This is a genomic window from Rhizobium chutanense (genome assembly GCF_002531935.1).
Classification (GTDB): Bacteria; Pseudomonadota; Alphaproteobacteria; order Rhizobiales; family Rhizobiaceae; genus Rhizobium; species Rhizobium chutanense.
In genome coordinates, this window is record NZ_NWSV01000054.1 from 1 (window position 1) to 18,103 (window position 18,103).

An 18,103-nucleotide genomic window follows, 5' to 3' on the forward strand; every position below is an offset into this window, starting at 1 on the left:
GACGCCTATTGCCGGCCCTATGGCTATGTGAATGCGGGATCGGGCAATTACGTCAACACCCGCTACGAGAACGAGGGCAGCCCGACGACGCAGGCGGTGGTGACCACGTCGCCCAGGACCAACGGATCGGGCGAAGTCTTCAGCCGCACCTATTATGACGGTCTCGGACGGCCTTGGCGGGTGGAAACACCCGGAGCCTCTGCCACCGACCCGGCTCGCATCACCGACACGGTCTATGATGCCCGTGGAAACGTGAAGCAGACCTCCCTTGTCCGTTTCGCCACCGATGCCGCGCAATGGACGACCAACAGCTATGACTGGCAGGACCGGGTGGTCAAGACGGTCAATCCCGACAGCAGCCAGAAGCTCTACCAATACGCGGCGCAGTCGGCTCTCGTCACCGACGTCACCAGGCTGCCGGTGTCTCTGACTGTGATGACCGACGAGGAAAACCATCCGCATCGCAGCTATGCCGACGCGGACGGCAATGTCATTGCCCTGCAGTCGCAGCTCGGCACGAATTGGGTCACGGAAAACCGCAGCTATGATCCCCTCGGCCGTCTGCTGGGGGTCCGCGATCCGAAGGGCGCGCAATGGACCTATACCTACGATCTGCTCGGCAACCGGCTGACGGCAAGCGACCCGGATCTCGGCAACTGGTCCTATGCCTATGACGATGCCAGCCGGCTGATCCGCCAGACGGATGCCCGCGGTGCGGTGACGACGATGGCCTACGACCAGATGGGCCGGGTGCTCCGCAAGGAGGTGACGGAGCCGGGTGTGACGGTGGCAACGCTGCTGGCTGAGAACAGCTATGACGAACCGGCCGCCACCGGCCAGTCGCACAATGCCGGCATGCTGACCACGGCGGCGAATGACAATGCGACGGTCACCTATAGCCGCTTCTATAACGGCGCCGGCGACAAGAGTATCACCCGCACGGTCATCGACGGCGTGACGAGCACGACGACGGTCGAACATGGACCAACCGGCAAGACCACGGCAATCAGCTATCAGCCTGCTTCCGCCGCCGTCGGCGATACGACCTTGCCCTGGCTCTACAACGACGCCGATCTGCTTTCCAGGATCCCCGGGCTGATCGATTCCACCAGCTACGAGGCCGACGGCCAGACGAAGTTGATCACCTACATCAATGGTGTGACGACCAGCTTCAGCTATTCGCCGACAAGGCGCTGGCTGGAGCGGGTGACGACGGCCAAGGGCACGACGGTGCTGATGGACAATCAGTACAGCCGCGACAAGCTCGGCCGGATCAAGACCATCACCGGGCTGACGGCCAACGACAACTGGACCTACACCTATGACGATCTCTCTCGTCTGACCGGCGCCGACAATGGCGGTGACAACACCCTCGACGAGACCTACAGCTACGACACCAATCACAATCTCCTCTCACGCACACGGGTCGGCACCTACACCTATCCGGCGGCGACAGCAGTCCGCCCGCATGCGACAACGCAGATCGGCGCCAAGACGATCGGCTATGATGCCAACGGCAACATGGTCTCGGACGGCACCCGCACGCTGACCTGGGATGCCTCCAACCGGCTGTCGACGGTCACCCAGAACGGCGCCACGGTGACACTTGCCTATGGACCGGACGGCGCCCGGGTGAAGAAGAGCTGGGCTTTCGGCACGACACTCTATCCCGACGCCAATGTCGAGATCGACCGGACGACGCCGGGCACCGACATCTACACCCTCTATCCGCACCCCGACGCCAAGATCGTCGTCACCTCAGGCAGCACGACGCAGGATAAGTTCTTCCTGCATCGTGATCATCTGGCCTCGGTGCGGCAGGTGACCAACGAAAGCGGCACTCGCGTCGAGCAGACCGGCTATGCCGCCTATGGCGAAGCCACCAACACCACGATGCAGACCAAGAAGGGCTATATCGGCGAACGCTTCGATCCCGAAACCGGGCTGATGTATCTCAATGCCAGATACTATGATCCGGCGTTCGGGCGGTTCATCTCGCCAGATGATTGGGATCCGATCAAGGAAGGCGTTGGGACGAACCGATATGCCTATGCCGGGAATGATCCCGTTAACAGCTCAGACCCGAATGGGCATTCAATTGACCAATCCTCCAATAATTGGGGGCAGAGAAGCGGATATTCCGATACGAGCAGCAAGTTGAGAGATGCCTTAATTGGTGGCGCGAACGATAAGGGGGGGCTTAGCAATGAAAGAAGCAGCAAGGGAAATATTGAGACAGCCGATGTTCATGTTATTATCGGGAATAGACGGGTAGATAGTTGGAAATCCGTGGGTCATGCTGCTATCGCAGTCGATAAATATGGAGTGTTTTCGTTTGGAACAGCCACTCCTCTTTCGTCCTCACTTTCGAGCTATCTATTAGGTCAAATTCCGGCCAGGGATGAGACGATAGTATCGATTAAGACAACTCCAGAACAAGACAGAAAAGTCGTAGACAGCCTACTGAACTCTGCGCAGAGACCATTGGGAGTTTTCAGGGACAATTGCTCAAATCGTTGCGCGGTAGCGCTCGAAGCTGCAGGAATTCCTACATTATCGCGATGGACATCTTCTCGTGGCCTGTTGACGCCCAGCCTATTGAAAGAAGAGCTTGGCAATTTCAATTATAGGACTCTTCAGGTGCCCCGGAATAGCCTCACGCCGGATCAAGTTTTAAAAGCAATTGGATATCAGGAATGATGGGCGGTCTCAGCGGAATTATGCTTTTGGTGATGTCTGGAATTTTCTCCTCGGCCAATTGCCAGAATGCGGGGGCGCTCTTTGACAGCATAGGTCAAAGTGATATCCCCACTATAAGACAGTATTTAGTTGCTGGCGGCGACCCAAATTGTCGAAGTTCCGACGGCGATGTTCCCTTAGTGGCCGCTGTAAAAAGCAAGAATGTCAATATTCTCGATCTATTATTGAGCTATAATGCCAATCCAAATCTCACCGATGCGGGCGCTAGCCCCTTGTACTATGCTGTCCTTTTTGATTGCGAAGAGTGTGCCAAGATTTTGTTAAAGAAAGACGCGCGCGTCATAGCTGACGCGGGCCAGATTGAATATTTAAAGAAATTCGAATTCTTCAGAGTATCAAAATTCTGGCATGAAATTTTAGCAATTAAATAGTCCCAAATTGCAGGGCCGCCTGCGGGCAAAAGGAGCGGGAAGCGGGTTAAAACGATCCTCGTCGTTTTCGGCTTTGGCGGTCTCGGCGGGAGCGGGTTGTGCTTTCGTCGCCCTAGACCGAGTTGCGAATTCCTTGAATCGGGATTCCGTTTTTGGCGCAAATCAGATTGTATTGGGCAGGTCACGGAGGTTAGTTCGATGGATTTGCGCCAGACGCGACCGGGTCGATGCGCCGTGGGTCCTCAACGGGCCGATCAACGCCAATGCTTTCCTGACTTATGTCGAGAAGGAACTCGCCAAAAACCTGTCGCCGGGCGACATCGTCGTCCTCGACAGCGAAGCGGAAAAGCAAATGATCCAGTGAATCATTTGCCCGCCGAACGGCAGCCACAAAGGCCAGGCTGTGCGTCGGGCTATCCGAAAGACAGGAGCCAGGCTCATCTTCCTGCCTCCCTACAGCCCCGACCTCAATCCCATCGAGCAACTCTTCTCCAAGATCAAACAGGCCATACGCACTGCCATGGCCCGATCCGAAGAGGCCGTCCACAACGCCTTGGCCCAGGCAATCGAGACAATCCAACCCAGCGAGTGCGAAAACTACATCCGAAACTCAGGATATGGGTCAACCTAAATGCAAACCGGGATGTCCTCGGAATCGTAATCATACTCGGTAAAGGACGGCACGGATTGCGGATAGCGCAACGTCAGAATGGCGGGCTGGTGCGCCAATCTTGAGCTTCGGTCGCGGTCGAACCGGCAGGTGGCGAGAACGGGACACTTCGCTCCGAACGCTATCTCTGCGGCGCGGGCTTCCCGTGGAAGAATTACCCACTCATCTAAGCATATTTGATGAAATATCGACTAAAAATTGTGGAAACCGGTAGCATTTGGGACGGCATCCAGATGCAGGCGGATCATCTCGTGCTTAATGTCTCTTCAATAGAAGCACGTGAGTCTTTTTCATGAAATTTGTGGTGCCTGTTTGTATATTCGGCTTGCTGCTACTCGCCGCCTGTAGTTCCACGGATTCGGTTGAGGACGTGCTGGCGGTAAAACTGAATGAGCTGGATTCCACCGGCAAACCTCTTCCGGCCTCTCGTTATTCCTCGCGCGTGATCGGCGGATCTCCATCGGACCAAAGCTTCAACGGTGCTATCCATCAAGGCAGCGGGACTTTCGTGTCCTATGGTGCTCCGCCAGTCTCTGTCGGGCAGCTTGCCAAAGGCGGGGACGGCTACAGTCTCAATCTTGTTGGGGCATCGGTTGCTGCCGCGGCCAAAAGTGTGTTGGGGGACACGCTTGGTCTGAACTACGTTGTGGATCCACGTGTTTCGGGAGCGGTGACGCTGCAGACGACGAACCCCGTCTCACGCGAGGCGTTGCTCGATATTTTCGAGGCGGCGCTGTCGGTCAATGGAGCTGTGGTCGTCAAACGGAACGACAGCTATCAGATCGTTCCTTCATCCGAGGCTTTTTCATCCACACCTCAGGTCAGCGTTCCCTCCGCCTCTCCGAAGGGGCCGGGTATCAAGGTTCAGGTGGTCGAGCTCAAATATGTGTCGGCCGACGAGATGAAAGGAATCCTCGAGCCGATCAGTCGCCAGGGTTCGGTGCTTCGCGTTGATCAGACACGCAACCTGATCATGCTTGCGGGGACGAACAACGATCTTTCGGCGATGCGGGACGCAATCAATGTTTTCGACGTCGATTGGATGGAGGGCATGTCGGTTGCCCTTCACCCGCTGACGGCGTCTCAGCCGTCAGCCGTCGCAAAGGAACTCGACACGATCTTCGCCAATGACAGTGGAGGCGGCAAGATCATTCGTTTCGTACCGAACGAGCGCTTGAACTCGGTCCTGGTGATCACGTCGCGGCCGGCCTATTTGAAGCGCGCATCCAGCTGGATCGAGAAGCTCGACCGGCTTGCGAGCACGAACGAAGAGCAGCTTTTCGTCTACGACATTCAGAATCGGCCTGCGAAAGAGCTGGCGCAGGTGTTGCAGGCCGTCGTCAGCGGGCAATCGACCGTGGATGCGGGCGGTCAGGCATCGAATGCCGTCGCGCCCAATCTGCAGCAGGCAAACTTGTCCACGTCGGAAGAGCAACCACAGCCACCGGAAGCGTCGGAGACTGACGCATCTGGGCAGCCCGCAGGCTACAGCGCGGAGCCCGCCAAGGTCAAAACGTCGATCGTCGCCGACGTCGAAAACAACGCGCTGCTGATTTCAACCACCGCCCGGGAATATGAGCATATTCAACAGCTGCTGCGTCAGCTCGACGTCGTTCCGACGCAAGTGCTGCTTGAAGCCGTCATTGCCGAAGTCACTTTGAACAATGAGTTGAAGTTCGGCCTGCGCTGGTATTTCGAGAACGGCAATACCGGCGGCGCGTTTTCCGATCTCGCAACCGGCGCCGCCAACATCGCTTTTCCCGGTTTCGGATGGAGCTACGCGACGAACGACATCCGCGTGACGCTGAATGCGCTTTCGAGCATTACCGATGTCAATGTGGTGTCGGCGCCCACCCTCATGGCCCTGAACAATCAAAAGGCGACTTTACAGGTTGGTGACCAGGTTCCGATCGTGACCCAGCAAGCTGCCAGCGTGAACGGGAATTCGCCTGTTATCAACTCGATTGAGCTCAAGGATACCGGCATTATTCTGTCGGTGATCCCGCGGGTGAACAGCTCCGGCCGCGTCATGCTCGATATCCAGCAGGAGGTGAGTGACGTCGTCAAGACCACCTCATCGGGCATTGATTCACCGACCATCCAACAGCGCAAGGTTTCCACCCGTGTGGTGGTCAACGACAACGAGAGCCTCGCGCTCGGTGGCCTCATTCAGCAGCGCAACAGTGTGGCCCGCAGCCAGGTGCCGCTTCTCGGCGACATTCCGCTGCTCGGGAACGCCTTCAAGAACAAGACGGATACTATCAAGAAAACCGAACTGCTGATTTTCATAAAACCGCGCATTGTTCGTGATGTGAGCGAAGCGCGCGACGTGACCAACGAGTTCCGAAAGCAACTGGATTTCCGGTCGGACATTCAAAAAAGGCGCGGTGGAAAAAATGCCGTCGAGCAGGATCTTAAACGGCTGGCGTACTGATGCTCATCCCGTTCGCCATCATTCTTGCCATGTGCATGCTCGCCATCGGCTACATCGATTTCCGACGGCTGGTGATCCCCGACTGGCTCAACATCATCGTTGTCGTCGTCGGGATCGTCTTCAGGCTGCAATTTGGATACCTGACACTGTTGGCGGCACTGCTGTTCGGAGCGCTTGTGTTGTTACTGTTCTGGGGGCTCAGATACGTTCATTGGCGTGTCAGAGGCGTTGTCGGCCTCGGGTTGGGTGATGTCAAACTGGCAGGCGCCGCGGCGGTCTGGCTGGATCCCTGGATTTTCCCCGTTTTCATGTTCGTCGCTTCGGCCGTCGCGTTGCTCTATTTTTGCGTCGCCGCCAGGCGATCGGCCGATATCATGTCGCTTCGGGTTCCCTTTGGGCCGTTTCTGGCGTTCGCATTGTTTGCAACATGGAATTTCAACATCTTTTACGGTCAGGCGATTGGATAAATGACGAAACACGTTTCGCGCAATGACGACGAGGCCCGCCTGGGAACCGAGGCGACCGAAGGTTTTACCCTTGTCGAGCTGCTGGTCGTGCTTGCCATCATCGGCCTGATCGCCGCACTGGTCGCACCGCAGGTGTTGAAATATCTTGGATCCGCCAAGGTCGATACGACGAAAGCCCAGATCAAGAATATCGAGAACGCACTCGAACTTTATTATATCGACGTCGGCCATTATCCCTCGACCGAGGAGGGACTTGAGGCTCTTGCGCGCGCACCGGCAGATGGAAGTGCCTGGAACGGACCCTATCTCAAGAAGTCAGGCACTTTCCTGGATGCCTGGGGCACGGCCTACGAATATAAAAGTCCAGCGGACGAGAAGCCGTATCAGATCATCTCACTCGGCCGAGACCGCAAGGTCGGGGGAGACGGCCAGGATGCCGATCTTTCCAGCGAATAAGCTATCTGTCGGCCTGCAGGAGCGCTATTCTGCTGGCGGTAAGGCTTGCAAGGCCGCGTTTTGCCCTCAGGGTTATCTTAACGGCATAAGGCAGCCGCTCCGGATGGCTCCATTGGGGTAGCCATAGCTGAGGTTCGGGGCTTGCCGGATTTGTACCGTCCAGGAACTCGAAGTTGACGTCAACAATATCCTCGATGACCGGAAAAATCTCCGATGCCGGCGCCGTGGATGCGAGGCGGCGTGGAGTATTCCGCAGTGCGATAGAGACCGATCCACCGGTCTCCACCCGGTCGATCGATATATCTCGGAGAGCAATCTGGTCGCTTCCCACTCTCAGCACTGCCGGGAAGTGGAGGGAGTGATCTGACCCCTCGAATACGAACCTCTTTTGGGAGCCGGCGTCGATCAGGTAAACACTTCGAGCATCCGCAATCGTTGCCTGCAGAAAGGAAGCCGCCGCGGTCAATTCTATTTGGCCATCTGCACTTTGCGCCAAGGTTCTGAGCGGCCGGAATTGCGCTACAGCACCGAGAAGCACTGTACTCAGTGCGGCAAGCAGCGCCAGCGTCACCAGCATTTCGACCAGAGTAAAACCGTCTTCACTTTGCCTCGAAAGCTGATGCATGGATCTCATTGCGGTTCGATCCTGGCCGGCACCGTCACGAGAAAACTCTGGCGGAATGTCTCGCTTTTTTTGCCGGCCGAGATAATTGCAAAGGATGGTTGTCCTGGTTCGGATCGGCCCGGGTGCGGCGCAAGCATACGAATTCTCCAGCGAAATACTCCCGCCTCTCCTTCCTGCTGCGTCCGGTCGGATACCGCGAGCTTGGGGAGGGTGTCTGCCCGCAAAGTCTGCATGAGGGTCAACAGGTCCTGCCGGTCGCTCGCAAGCCGATAGCTTCGGACGGCGATCGCCAATGTCTGGGAGGCAATTGCCATCGAGATCGACAGGATGAGGAAGGCGACGATCATCTCCAGAAGGGTAAAGCCGGCATCGTCCGTTTGCGGGTGGTCACTCATCGAGAACCACTCTGGTCGAGCCCGTCAGCCAGTTGATCTTGATGCTGATTTGCTTTCCGCTATCGCGATTGAGTGTGATTTCCCCACCCGACGAACTTCCGTCGGCGAAGAATCGGATGTCGCCTCTGGAAACCGTCGTATCGGAAGTCCTGCCGACAGTCGCGCTCAGTGAAACCGATGCGGGAATTGCGATATCTTCGCGCCCGGTGTCGGAGCGTATAATCCGCTCGGTCGTATCAATTGACAGGATCGTCTGCGCCCCCTTCTTGATGGCGACCAGCCGGGCAAAACGCGCGTCCTCGGCGATCCGGGATGCTAAATTGCGCGTCGTCACCGAATTGGAAGGGCGAAACTGCGGCAACGCGACGGCAAAGAGCGCACCCAGTATCGCCAACATGACCAGCATTTCCAGCAGACTGAAGCCGGCACTGGTAACGTGACGATCGGACGTTCGGGCGATCATTGCGCGCCCAATTCGTTCACGCTGAGAAGCGCGGTCATGACGGAGATGACCAGCCCGCCAACGAGCAGCCCGAGCAGGATCGTGATCGTGGGAGTGAGAAGCGAGAGAAGACGATCGAGCGTTCTCTGGGCTTCGACCCTCATGATATTGGAGCCGTTGGCCAGCACCGCCGCGAGCTTGTTTACCTCGTCGCCAACGGCGGTCAGGGACACAATGCTTTCGGGAAACAGCCGGCTTTCCGAAAAAGCCTCGGCAAGACGTCTTCCCGAAATGACCGCTTCGCGCATCGCGGACAGTCTGGGACGATAGATCGAGACCGTGCACGCTTTTGCCGCCAGCGCCAGGGCCTCCGGCATCGCGACGGCGTTATCGAGCAGCAGCGAAAGTGTCTGCAGATAACGTGCCAGGGCGATCTTGATGATCAGCGGCCCGAAGACGGGCATCTTGATGAGGATGGCTGTGCCCCATCGCGAGAACGCTTGCGCCTTCAAAGCGTAGGTCACCACGGCGAGAAGGAAGGACGCGCCCCCGACGAGCGCGAACAGCGGATCTGAGAGAAGCTGGCCGGCCATGGACAGGAATGCGATCAGAAAAGGTGTTTCCCGGTCCGAACTCTGAAAGATAGGTTCGAGAGCCGGCACCAGGACGAAGGTCACGACGCCGACAGCAAGCAGCATCATCAGCAGCAGAAACGCTGGATAGAGCAGCGCGTCCAGGAGCTGTTTGCGATGAGCCTTCCGGCGCTCCAGATCGGAAGCAATTACCGACAGAACGTCGGCGAGACGTGCCGTTTTTTCCCCGCTCGCGATCAAAGCGAGGATGTCGTCGGGCAATCCATCGATCAGCGCAAATGTCGATGAAGCCGCAGCGCCCGCGGACAACCGCTCAAGCATTGCATCCAGGCGATCCCGCTCGATTTGATTGCTTGCGGAAGCACGCAGCGCACGCAATGACTGGTCCAATGTGAGACCGGCCGTCACCAGCACTGCCAGATTGCCGATGAACCTGACGTGGTCAAAACGTTGCCCGATTTTCGGCATCCGCAGAGCTCGAGAGCGCACGGTCCCAAACGGTCGAACATCGGAAACCGTGATGCCGGGAGATCGAAGCTTACGGCGTGCATCGGGAAGGTCCGTAGCCTCGACCGTACCCGTTCGTTTTCGACCGTCCGCGGCAAATAGCGAATATTCGAATTTAGCCATTTGAATTAGTCCGCATCGATGACACGCAAGACCTCATCCATTGTTGTCAATCCACTCGCCGCGAGTGCCTGTCCATGCTGCCGCAACGGGACCATGCCATTTTCGATCGCCACCGCTTCGAGATCCTCTTCAGCGCTGGTCGCCCGCATGGCCTCGCGGAATCGATCGGAAACTTCGAGGATCTCGAAACTTGCTGTGCGCCCCTTGAAGCCGGTTCCCTCACAAGCCGTGCAGCCGATTTTGGTCGGGAGATCCCGGCACGCTGCGCAGCACTGGCGAAGAAGCCGCTGCCCGATCACACCTCTGATGGTCGCCGCCAGGAGGAAGGGTTCGACTCCCATGTCGCGAAGACGGTTGAACGCGCCGGTGGCGCTGTTCGTATGCAGTGTCGAAAGGACAAGGCGTCCAGTCAGAGCCGCCTGGATCGCAATCTCCGCCGTTTCTCGATCTCGAATCTCTCCGACTAGGACGATATCAGGATCCTGTCGCAGCACCGAGCGGAGTGCCGTGGCAAACGACAGGCCGATCGCCGGATCGATTTGTAACTGGGTGATGCCACCGATACGGTATTCGACGGGATCCTCCACCGTGAAGATCTTGACGGTTGGCCGATTGAGTCGGGCAAGAATCGAATAGAGGGTTGTTGTCTTCCCAGACCCCGTGGGTCCCGTCACCAGGATCAGGCCGTTGGAGCGCCGCGTCAGATTGTCGACTCTGGTGGCCGCTGCGGCGTCATAGCCCAGTGCCTGAAGATCCAGCCTGATGTTCTCGCGGTCCAGAATGCGCAACGCCGCCGTCTCTCCTTGCACCGAGGGCACCACCGAAAGGCGGAAATCGACCTCCTGGCCCCTTACGGCGAGCCGCAATCTCCCATCTTGCGGCAACCGGCGTTCGGCAATGTTGAGCCGCGCAAGGATCTTCAGGCGGCTTATGACGCCGGTGTGGAGTGATTTTGGCACGATCTCCGTTTCGAGCAGAAGGCCGTCCCGGCGAAGCCGGACACGCATGGTGTCGACCTGTGGCTCCAGGTGAATGTCCGTTGCCTTGTCGTCGATCGCCCGCTGGACGATCTTTGATACGAATTTTACGACCGGCGCATCGCGCGCGACGTCAAGGAGACGCTCCAGGTCGACATCGGAGGCGTTCTCTTCCAAGATCGTCTCTTCGCCAGGTGAAGCAGACTCCTGTCGAAAGCGGCCGATTTGCTCTTCGATGACGCTTCTGGGTGAGACGCTGGCTTGAACCGGCAGGTCGAAGAAATACGAAACGGCTTCGATCGTTTCACGATCGAACGGATCGGCAATCGCGATGTGGAGATGAGCATCCTTCTTCCCCAACGGAAAGATCGCCTTCTCAGTTGCGTAGTCCCAGCCCAGCTTTTCCAGCCATTCCATTCCGTCACGGGTATCACAGTCCGCGATGACATCCAGATCGAGGAACCGCGCCATCTCCATCGCAATTGTAAGTTCGGGAAGAATTCCGAGTTCCCGGATCACCATATCCAATGGCTGACCAGTCTGCCGCCGTGCGGATTTTATTCGCTGCACCGCCTCGGACGTTGCCATGCCGCCGGCGTTAAGATGGGCAAGGAAGCGGTCGACGGGCTCGATTGAATCCATCATCCGAAAGCCTCCTCGAACCAGGTGGTTATGTCTGTACCGAGGACAAGGTTGCAACTGGGGAGTGCGGCTTTCGCAGTCGTCGAGATCGCCAGCGCCGACGAGTGGCGGCCCGTTTGTCGGTCCTTAGAGACCGTGAATATTCCGGCATCGATCGCAGTGTCGCCGCGCCTGCTGATTCTTGTCGTCAACGTATAGGTAGGAAATGCGTTTGAACCGTCATGTACAGCGCCGTCGAGCTTTGCCAGGATGGACTGCAGCGGCTTGGACGCAAGGTCGCGATCGATGAAGGCGCTGTGGCTGTCGACCGTGAATATCTCGCCGAGCTGCTCAGGTGTGAACCGTCTCATCTCGGTAAAATCGAACAACTCGACCACATCTTCGAATGGCGCATGCTTCAATCCGAAATCCGCTTCGGGACCGATCGGGAGTGCCGTGTCGCGTTGCGGCGAACGAAATGCAACGATGGAATTGGCGACAGCGCCAGCTTGTCGATCATCCAGCCCTAAAGCTGCCAATCCCGCAGCAATGGTCGTCGTCGTGGCGACGTTGAGGTCAATCAAGCCGGCATGATTGACCATGCGAAACGCCAAGGTGAGATCCTTTATCCGACAGGACATTCCATCTGCGCCGGCGTCCCTCTTGATCGAACCTTTCCAGGAGGTGTCGGATGCCAACTTATCAGCCAAATAGGCATTGACGGCTTCTGCGGCATACGAGAGCCGGGCATGTTCGAAATCATGGCTGGATGTCAGAGCCGCCAGCCGGGCAGCAGACGAAAACGGCAGCAGCAATGCTGCAAAGAGCAGCAGAAAGGCGAGGACGGCAAGGAGCGCAAAGCCATCATCGCCATAACAATTCCCTTTCGGCATCCTAGTTTTGTGGGACATTTGGATTTTCCGGCGGGTAGAGATCGACGACGGTCACTTGATCCCCCGAACTGAGCGCGACGCTGTGAGTATCGACACGCTCCAGTGTCCATCCCTCGATCATGCCGCCGATCGGCAGCCAATGCGGCGGGTCTTCCGTCCCGACCGACAATAGGGCCGATACGTCGGCGCCAATCTTCCGAATTCCTGCCAGATGAAAAGCCGGGATCGAAATTGCGACAGGGGGCGGTGGCGCGATGGGTTCTGGTTGCGGCGCGATGGGCGCAGCAACAGGTTCGAATTCGCGACGCGTGGGACTGAAAATCGGACGGGACAGCATATACTGCCGATCGAGACCAATATCTGTCGGCTTGACGCCGGACATTCTTTCCGCAGAGGCGGGTTTCCCCGTTCCTTTCGCAATTTCCATTGGCGATATGTCGACGGGGTTTCGCGCCAGGGCAAGATTGACGAGCCCGAGCATAGCAAGGGCGGCAGCGATGCTTGAATAGCCGACCAGAGGAGAGTTGATATGCGGAGATGTCATCGAAGCTCCGCCGCTTTTGTTGGGGCGATCAGTGCCGGATCGGCTGAACCGTAGATCTCGATCGATGTTGCCAACTGAAGCGGCGCCTGAAGTTGTCCTTCCTGGATAGGGGTTGTCATCCGGATCAACGCCTTTCGGACCAAGAGAGGGGGCTGCGATGCCTCCATCTGAAAGATAACATCATGAATGGCCCTGAGGCTGCCTTGGATATCAACCGCGGCACCAATCAATGGAACGGCATCCGGAGCGGAATCTGGAATGCTGTTGATTGACACCACAACGGCTCCGGCCTCTGCAGCTATGGCGTTGATGCGCTCCTGCAGCCGCGCCCTTGTCACGGGCATCGTCTCCCCGTCGAGATAGACACCTGTCACCGCAGGCGCAGTCGCCGGTGCTGCGCCGGTATCCGCCAGATTTTGCTCCAGCACTGCGTTCAGTCGGCCGAGTTCAAAGCGTTTTTCATCGATTTCGTTCGCCTGCTCGCCAAGATGACCAATCGCCAGCATCGCAAGCCAGATAGCACAGAGGACTCCAAGGCCGAGTATGCTTAGGGCGACCCCTCGTTGGATCCGCCGGGGGGCGTTCATGAGCCCGATCAGTATCTCGGTCATTCCTGCCCAACCTTCAGGCGCATCTCAAAATGCTCGCCACTTTGGCCAGGTACCCGGAAGATTGGCGAGGTAAAGCTCGGTTCGCTGAATAAGAGCGATTCTTCCAGCGGTGCGATCAGCCCGGCAGCCGATTGGGCGAAACCCGAGACCATCAACGTTCCACGATCGAGCGAGAGGTCGGTCAGCCAGGTGCTGTCAGGGAGCCGACGGCTTATCTCTTCCCAGACCGCCATGACAGGTATCGCCTCGTCCTTGCGACGGCGCGCGATTTCAAGAGCTGAAGCTCTTTTTGCGCGCTCGTTGAGGGCTGCTCGTACCGAGACGGCTCGCTGTCTTTTCAAGGCAATGTCACCATCAAGAGCGGATAGTGCGCTATCGTATCGAAAAAATGCGTGACCGAGGGTGATGCCGATCGCCAGAACCAAGATGGAGAAAACGGTCGCGACGATATAAGACCGGGGCAAAGTCCGCGCGGCTTTCGGCACGATTTCTCTGAGAGCTCGCCCAGGGATGGGGACTACGACACCATCAGTCTTGTCAAGGGAAATTGCCTTGATCTTTATCCGGGCCGCTGCCAAAGCCGAGACATACGGGTCGGCGAAAGTTCTTTTAATAATGGCATATGCGCATGGGGAGCCGTCTTTGCCTCCGGCGGGCATCCAATAGACCTCTTCTGAGCGAAACGGCGTCTGAGCGATGAGATCGGCTTCCGCGATTTCTTTTGCTCTGCTGTAGGGAAGCGCTGAGCCGGCGATTTGTCGGCTTATGTAGCGGTCCTCGGCAAACAATAGCGTGCAGACCTGGGTTCGCCCAAGAGCTTTTGCCAGGTCATCAAAAGCCACCGTTTCCGCTTGCGGCGCATGGGGCCACCGGACAACGGCCCCCGTCCGACTGATTAGGATGACAGGATGATCACCCCCTGTAGACCAATGAGGCAACATCCGCTGAACTTCGGCAGACCACCAATCCCAGAAATCGAGAATCTTGTCGAGAATCATGGCCGTCTTTTTCAACTTATGGATCAGCGAATCATGCGGATTGCCATCATAATGTTATCCGATGCATCCGGCGGGACTTGAGAAATTTGGAGCCCGCTATCCACAGGCTTTCAGGAGGCCGGCAAATACAACAGAAATCATCGTGCTTTCATGGTGATCGAGCTGCACCGGATCTCGGTTGCCAAGGACACGCTGCGGCAATGGATGACCGAAGCCGGTATCTGGATCTCACGCCGGGAACGTAAGAAGCGGGTTTTCCAGCCACGCGGCCGGCGCGACTGCTTTGGCGAGCTGGTGCAGATCGATGGGGCGCATCACTGGTGGTTGGAGAAGCGCGGCGCCAAATGCGCCCTGCTCGTCTATATCGACGATGCTACCGGCAGATCGGTGCGATGATGCCAAACGCAACATGCTCTCGGATGGTGCCCGTACACCGACCTGGGACGGCGCCAACCGGCTGTCGAGCGTCACCAAGACAGCATTGCAGTAACCTTCGCCTACGCAGACCGGTGGCAGGTCCGTTTCATTCGCTTCTTCTTAAATCTTGGCTACGATTAGATACCGTCTCGGCAATTCCTCTCAGTTGTTGACGGTCGAGAATTATTTCTCAGGCTTCTGACGTGGCTACTTGCATTCCTAAGTGTTTTCGACTTTAGAGAGTGGAAATTTCAGCACGTCTCGATTTCATCTGGGGGATTCATGCGTCAGCTTCGTTCGGGTGTTGCAGCTTCTGCTGCAGCGGTTCTCTTTGCGTTGTTTGTTGCGTCCGGCATAAGCTCTGCCGTTGTCGGAACCGCGGTTGCGGCCGATACCGGCAAAGCCACCGGCACTGGTCTTGGCAATGGAAGCACAGGGTTCGGCGGGACAGCCGCCGACGCTTCGGCGCCGGCCGCTCCTGCGGCCGCTTCTTCGCAACCCGACAAGACCGTCGATCGGACCGCGCTCGGCAAAGTTGGCTCGGCGCCGGCCGACGGCGCCGCGACCGCGATCAATCCCACGACAAGCAAGGTCAGTACCGAGGCAACCGGCGAGATCATCGGCGCCGATGGCGCGGCTGACGATTCGCGCCAGGCGAACAGCCTGAGTGCCACGGCCATTGCAGCAGTTGCTTCGATCCCCGCCGAGACGGCGGTCAGCGCGCCGGAGAAGGCGTCGCTCCCGGAGATTGCCGGATCGGGCTCGTTCACCCAGTCGATTGCAATCGATTTGCCCGACTTCCACGGGATCGAACCGAAGCTGGCGCTCGGCTACGACTCCGCTCGCAAAAGCCGTATCGGCGGCAGCTACCAGGGCTGGCTCGGTTACGGCTGGGCGCTCAACGGCCTCGAGGTCATCGAGCGCGGCAGCATCGGTCAAGGCATCCCGGCCTTCGACGGCAGCGATTTTTATCTCCTGAACGGCGAGACCCTCATCCCCTGCTCACCGAGCACCTCGGTTTCATGTGCCACAGGTGGCACGCACGCAACGGAGATCGAGAGCTATCGCCGCATCAAGTATGACTCCGCTGCCGGGATCTGGACGATCACCAATCGTGACGGCACGGTCTCGACCTTCCGCTCGGTGGCGGCCGTTGCCGGCACCAACCCTTCCGCTGGAAGTGTCGACGGCAATCTGCAACTGCTCGGACGGTTCCTGTTGACCTCGGTGACCGATACGAACGGTAACGCTGTCAACTACGGCTACACCTGCCCCGACCTTCCGGTCTGTTATGTCGCCTCGATCTCCTACGGCAGCACGCTCGTTCGCTTCAATTATGAAACCCGCCCCGACTACATTATCACCGGTAATGGTCATAATCTCTCCTATACGCGGCGCCGGCTGAAGTCGATCGCTGTCCAGTCAGCCGGCCAGAACCTCTCCGCCTATCTGATGACCTACGATCAGGCACAGTTGTCCAACACATCGCGACTGACAAGGGTCGAGCGCTATGGCAAGGACGTGGTGCTCGACAGCACGGGAACCCCGACTGCCGGGACCCACAAGGTCATTCGGAAGATGGCCTATGACAATTTTAACCTGAGCTACGGCTCGCTCGGCAGTCAGTTTCCGAAGACTGCCTATGACCAGGACTCGTATTTCTACAACAAGCAGGTCGTGGACCTGAATGCCGACGGATATGACGAGATCTTCGGCATGCGGCTGACCCACACGTATGACAGCACGATCAAAAAATATAAGCCATACTTCTACTGGGACGCTACGAGCTTTGCCTCCACTGGCAGCGTTTCTGGAACCTCGAGCGTCCAGATCTTCTCCCAAACGACGGATGCCCTACCGACACTGGCGGTCTCTTACACCGGGCGATTCGACGCGGGTAAAGTCACCAAAGATACTGCCTACGCCCTTGACTATACCACGACAACTGATCACAGCGGCAGTCCCGTCACCACCAAGTCCCGCTCTATCGGTGTTATCATCACCAGTGGTCTGAGCATCAGTAAGTCCGGCGGCACAGTCAATTTCACCAGTGCTATCGATAAGACATATGGCAAGACCAAGTCCTTAATGGCCCTGGACCCGGAAGGCGACGGTATCGACAGCGTGGTCAGCGCGAAGGGCTTTCCGGCAGATCTTCGAGGCAACGGCCGGCAGAGCGTGGCCGATCCTTCATCGAGCGTCTATGGCGACATTAATGGCGATGGCGCCACTGATCTCGTTCGCATCCGTGCGGATGGCGTAAAATACTACGTTACTATCTCTATCTCGTCCGGGAGCGGTTTCGTTCAAATTGCCTCCGACTTGCCAATCCCGGGCGCTCCGATGCTGCGCGACATGGACAATGACGGCAAGATGGAGCTCGTCAGCTCAGCCGTCAAAAACACCACTACGCCCTTCCGGGACATGCGTGCCTATTCCGTCTGGTCGAACGCAAGTGGGGTTAGCCTTCAACCTTATGGCACCACCTTCCGCGGCTCTGGCCTGTCCGGCGACTTCAACGGCGACGGGCTGCCCGATTTCGTGTCGTCGGAGACAGCAACGATCATTTCGAATGCCGGGTCGGGGAATCCGAACCTGATGCGCTCCGTTGCCCTTGAGACAGGTGGAACGATTGCCATCGACTATACACCGTCTACCCGCTATTCGCACAGCTATCTGCCCTTCGTCATGCACCCGGTGACGAGGGTGACCGTCAATGACGGGCGCGGAAACTCTGCCGCCACCAGCTATTCTTATTCCGGTGGGCTCTACAACACGACAGCCCGCAAGTTCCTTGGCTATCACACCATTACCGCCACCAGACCACTCGCCTCGGGCGAAACGTCCAGTCCTGTCGTCGTGACGACGTACCGCCAGGATCTGGCAAGTTACGGATTGCCAGACACCACGACGATCCGGAACAGCGCGAATACGGCATCCAAGACGATCAGCGAAACCTATACTGTCAACACGACATCGAAGCCTTATTCGTTCAAGAATACTGCGACGGTGACGAAGCTGACGGAAGGCGGCACGACGGCGTACCTGCGGACGGACCGCAGTTTCGATGCTTACGGCAATGTGACCGAACTCAAGGATCGCGGCCGCACGGTGGACGCTGTCGGCACCGAGAATGTGAACACCACCGGCGACGAGAAGACGACGACGGTCACCTATGCGCCGAACACGTCGGCTTACA

Annotated in this window: 17 protein-coding genes and 1 pseudogene; 9 read left to right on the plus strand and 9 right to left on the minus strand. The window is 57.7% G+C overall.

All coding sequences use genetic code 11. The features are described from left to right. The 7 genes from CO666_RS32635 to gspG form a co-directional block, all read left to right on the plus strand. The coding region (locus tag CO666_RS32635; RefSeq protein WP_143540412.1) for an RHS repeat-associated core domain-containing protein at window positions 1–2,700 on the plus strand (2,700 nt) is incomplete at its 5' end. After that, window positions 2,697–3,131 carry an ankyrin repeat domain-containing protein gene (locus CO666_RS32640; protein ID WP_097616040.1) on the plus strand — a complete coding sequence of 145 codons (435 nt, stop codon included), beginning with the start codon at window positions 2,697–2,699 and terminating at the stop codon, window positions 3,129–3,131. The genes CO666_RS32635 and CO666_RS32640, both read left to right, overlap by 4 nt. Before the next feature lie 133 nt (window positions 3,132–3,264). Further along, complete coding sequence (locus tag CO666_RS32645; RefSeq protein ID WP_097616043.1) at window positions 3,265–3,495, plus strand: hypothetical protein; 231 nt, start codon at window positions 3,265–3,267, stop codon at window positions 3,493–3,495. A gap of 3 nt (window positions 3,496–3,498) precedes the next feature. Then, window positions 3,499–3,762, plus strand: a complete 264-nt coding sequence (locus tag CO666_RS35170) for a transposase (protein WP_425352446.1) — start codon at window positions 3,499–3,501, stop codon at window positions 3,760–3,762. Between the two features lie 331 nt (window positions 3,763–4,093). Next, a complete protein-coding gene (gspD, locus tag CO666_RS32655; RefSeq protein ID WP_097616048.1) occupies window positions 4,094–6,235 on the plus strand; it encodes a type II secretion system secretin GspD in 2,142 nt (713 codons plus the stop codon). 29 nt (window positions 6,236–6,264) lie between these two features. Then, a complete protein-coding gene (locus CO666_RS32660) occupies window positions 6,265–6,702 on the plus strand; it encodes a prepilin peptidase (RefSeq protein ID WP_280951845.1) in 438 nt (145 codons plus the stop codon). Continuing rightward, window positions 6,703–7,158, plus strand: a complete 456-nt coding sequence (gene gspG, locus CO666_RS32665; RefSeq protein WP_097616051.1) for a type II secretion system major pseudopilin GspG — start codon at window positions 6,703–6,705, stop codon at window positions 7,156–7,158. A 1-nt stretch (window position 7,159) separates the two neighbouring features. Here gspG and CO666_RS32670 read toward each other — a convergent pair whose 3' ends face one another. The 9 genes from CO666_RS32670 to CO666_RS32710 are packed head-to-tail and all read right to left on the minus strand — an operon-like array spanning window position 7,160 to window position 14,487. Further along, the gene (locus CO666_RS32670; protein WP_097616053.1) at window positions 7,160–7,792 is read right to left on the minus strand and encodes a prepilin-type N-terminal cleavage/methylation domain-containing protein; all 633 of its coding nucleotides are present in this window, start codon (window positions 7,790–7,792) and stop codon (window positions 7,160–7,162) included. Next, window positions 7,789–8,178, minus strand: a complete 390-nt coding sequence (locus tag CO666_RS32675; RefSeq protein ID WP_097616055.1) for a type II secretion system protein — start codon at window positions 8,176–8,178, stop codon at window positions 7,789–7,791. Before CO666_RS32675 ends, CO666_RS32670 begins: the two co-directional genes overlap by 4 nt. Next, window positions 8,171–8,641: a GspH/FimT family pseudopilin gene (locus CO666_RS32680; protein WP_143540414.1), complete on the minus strand. Its 471-nt coding sequence runs from the start codon at window positions 8,639–8,641 to the stop codon at window positions 8,171–8,173. Before CO666_RS32680 ends, CO666_RS32675 begins: the two co-directional genes overlap by 8 nt. Continuing rightward, complete coding sequence (locus CO666_RS32685) at window positions 8,638–9,843, minus strand: type II secretion system F family protein (protein WP_097616060.1); 1,206 nt, start codon at window positions 9,841–9,843, stop codon at window positions 8,638–8,640. The genes CO666_RS32680 and CO666_RS32685 overlap by 4 nt, the downstream gene beginning before the upstream one ends. Before the next feature lie 5 nt (window positions 9,844–9,848). Continuing rightward, window positions 9,849–11,465, minus strand: coding sequence for a GspE/PulE family protein (locus CO666_RS32690; RefSeq protein WP_245436915.1), 1,617 nt, complete (start codon window positions 11,463–11,465; stop codon window positions 9,849–9,851). After that, window positions 11,462–12,352: a hypothetical protein gene (locus CO666_RS32695; protein WP_143540415.1), complete on the minus strand. Its 891-nt coding sequence runs from the start codon at window positions 12,350–12,352 to the stop codon at window positions 11,462–11,464. The genes CO666_RS32690 and CO666_RS32695 overlap by 4 nt, the downstream gene beginning before the upstream one ends. Further along, on the minus strand, window positions 12,336–12,878 hold the full coding sequence (locus CO666_RS32700) for a hypothetical protein (RefSeq protein WP_097616064.1): 543 nt from the start codon (window positions 12,876–12,878) through the stop codon (window positions 12,336–12,338). Before CO666_RS32700 ends, CO666_RS32695 begins: the two co-directional genes overlap by 17 nt. Next, window positions 12,875–13,489: a type II secretion system protein GspM gene (gspM, locus tag CO666_RS32705; protein ID WP_097616066.1), complete on the minus strand. Its 615-nt coding sequence runs from the start codon at window positions 13,487–13,489 to the stop codon at window positions 12,875–12,877. Before gspM ends, CO666_RS32700 begins: the two co-directional genes overlap by 4 nt. Then, window positions 13,486–14,487 (minus strand): PilN domain-containing protein, encoded by a 1,002-nt coding sequence (locus CO666_RS32710; protein WP_097616069.1) that lies wholly within the window; start codon window positions 14,485–14,487, stop codon window positions 13,486–13,488. The genes gspM and CO666_RS32710 overlap by 4 nt, the downstream gene beginning before the upstream one ends. Before the next feature lie 153 nt (window positions 14,488–14,640). Between CO666_RS32710 and CO666_RS32715 the strand changes: the two are divergent. Both CO666_RS32715 and CO666_RS32720 read left to right on the plus strand, forming a co-directional pair. Next, window positions 14,641–14,871 (plus strand): annotated as a pseudogene (locus CO666_RS32715) (ISNCY family transposase); the annotation flags it as partial. Window positions 14,872–15,186: 315 nt separating this feature from the next. Next, window positions 15,187–18,103: toxin TcdB middle/N-terminal domain-containing protein (locus CO666_RS32720; RefSeq protein WP_143540417.1), on the plus strand; the 2,917-nt coding region annotated here is incomplete at its 3' end.

Coding starts and splice junctions, on each gene's coding strand:
- CO666_RS32675 (WP_097616055.1), bottom strand. CDS start 8,178: ATGAGTGACCACCCGCAAACGGACGATGCCGGCTTTACCCTTCTGGAG.
- gspG (WP_097616051.1), top strand. CDS start 6,703: ATGACGAAACACGTTTCGCGCAATGACGACGAGGCCCGCCTGGGAACC.
- CO666_RS32695 (WP_143540415.1), bottom strand. CDS start 12,352: ATGTCCCACAAAACTAGGATGCCGAAAGGGAATTGTTATGGCGATGAT.
- CO666_RS32670 (WP_097616053.1), bottom strand. CDS start 7,792: ATGAGATCCATGCATCAGCTTTCGAGGCAAAGTGAAGACGGTTTTACT.
- CO666_RS32685 (WP_097616060.1), bottom strand. CDS start 9,843: ATGGCTAAATTCGAATATTCGCTATTTGCCGCGGACGGTCGAAAACGA.
- CO666_RS32700 (WP_097616064.1), bottom strand. CDS start 12,878: ATGACATCTCCGCATATCAACTCTCCTCTGGTCGGCTATTCAAGCATC.
- CO666_RS32710 (WP_097616069.1), bottom strand. CDS start 14,487: ATGATTCTCGACAAGATTCTCGATTTCTGGGATTGGTGGTCTGCCGAA.
- CO666_RS32680 (WP_143540414.1), bottom strand. CDS start 8,641: ATGATCGCCCGAACGTCCGATCGTCACGTTACCAGTGCCGGCTTCAGT.
- CO666_RS32660 (WP_280951845.1), top strand. CDS start 6,265: ATGTGCATGCTCGCCATCGGCTACATCGATTTCCGACGGCTGGTGATC.
- CO666_RS32690 (WP_245436915.1), bottom strand. CDS start 11,465: ATGATGGATTCAATCGAGCCCGTCGACCGCTTCCTTGCCCATCTTAAC.
- CO666_RS32640 (WP_097616040.1), top strand. CDS start 2,697: ATGATGGGCGGTCTCAGCGGAATTATGCTTTTGGTGATGTCTGGAATT.
- gspD (WP_097616048.1), top strand. CDS start 4,094: ATGAAATTTGTGGTGCCTGTTTGTATATTCGGCTTGCTGCTACTCGCC.
- gspM (WP_097616066.1), bottom strand. CDS start 13,489: ATGACCGAGATACTGATCGGGCTCATGAACGCCCCCCGGCGGATCCAA.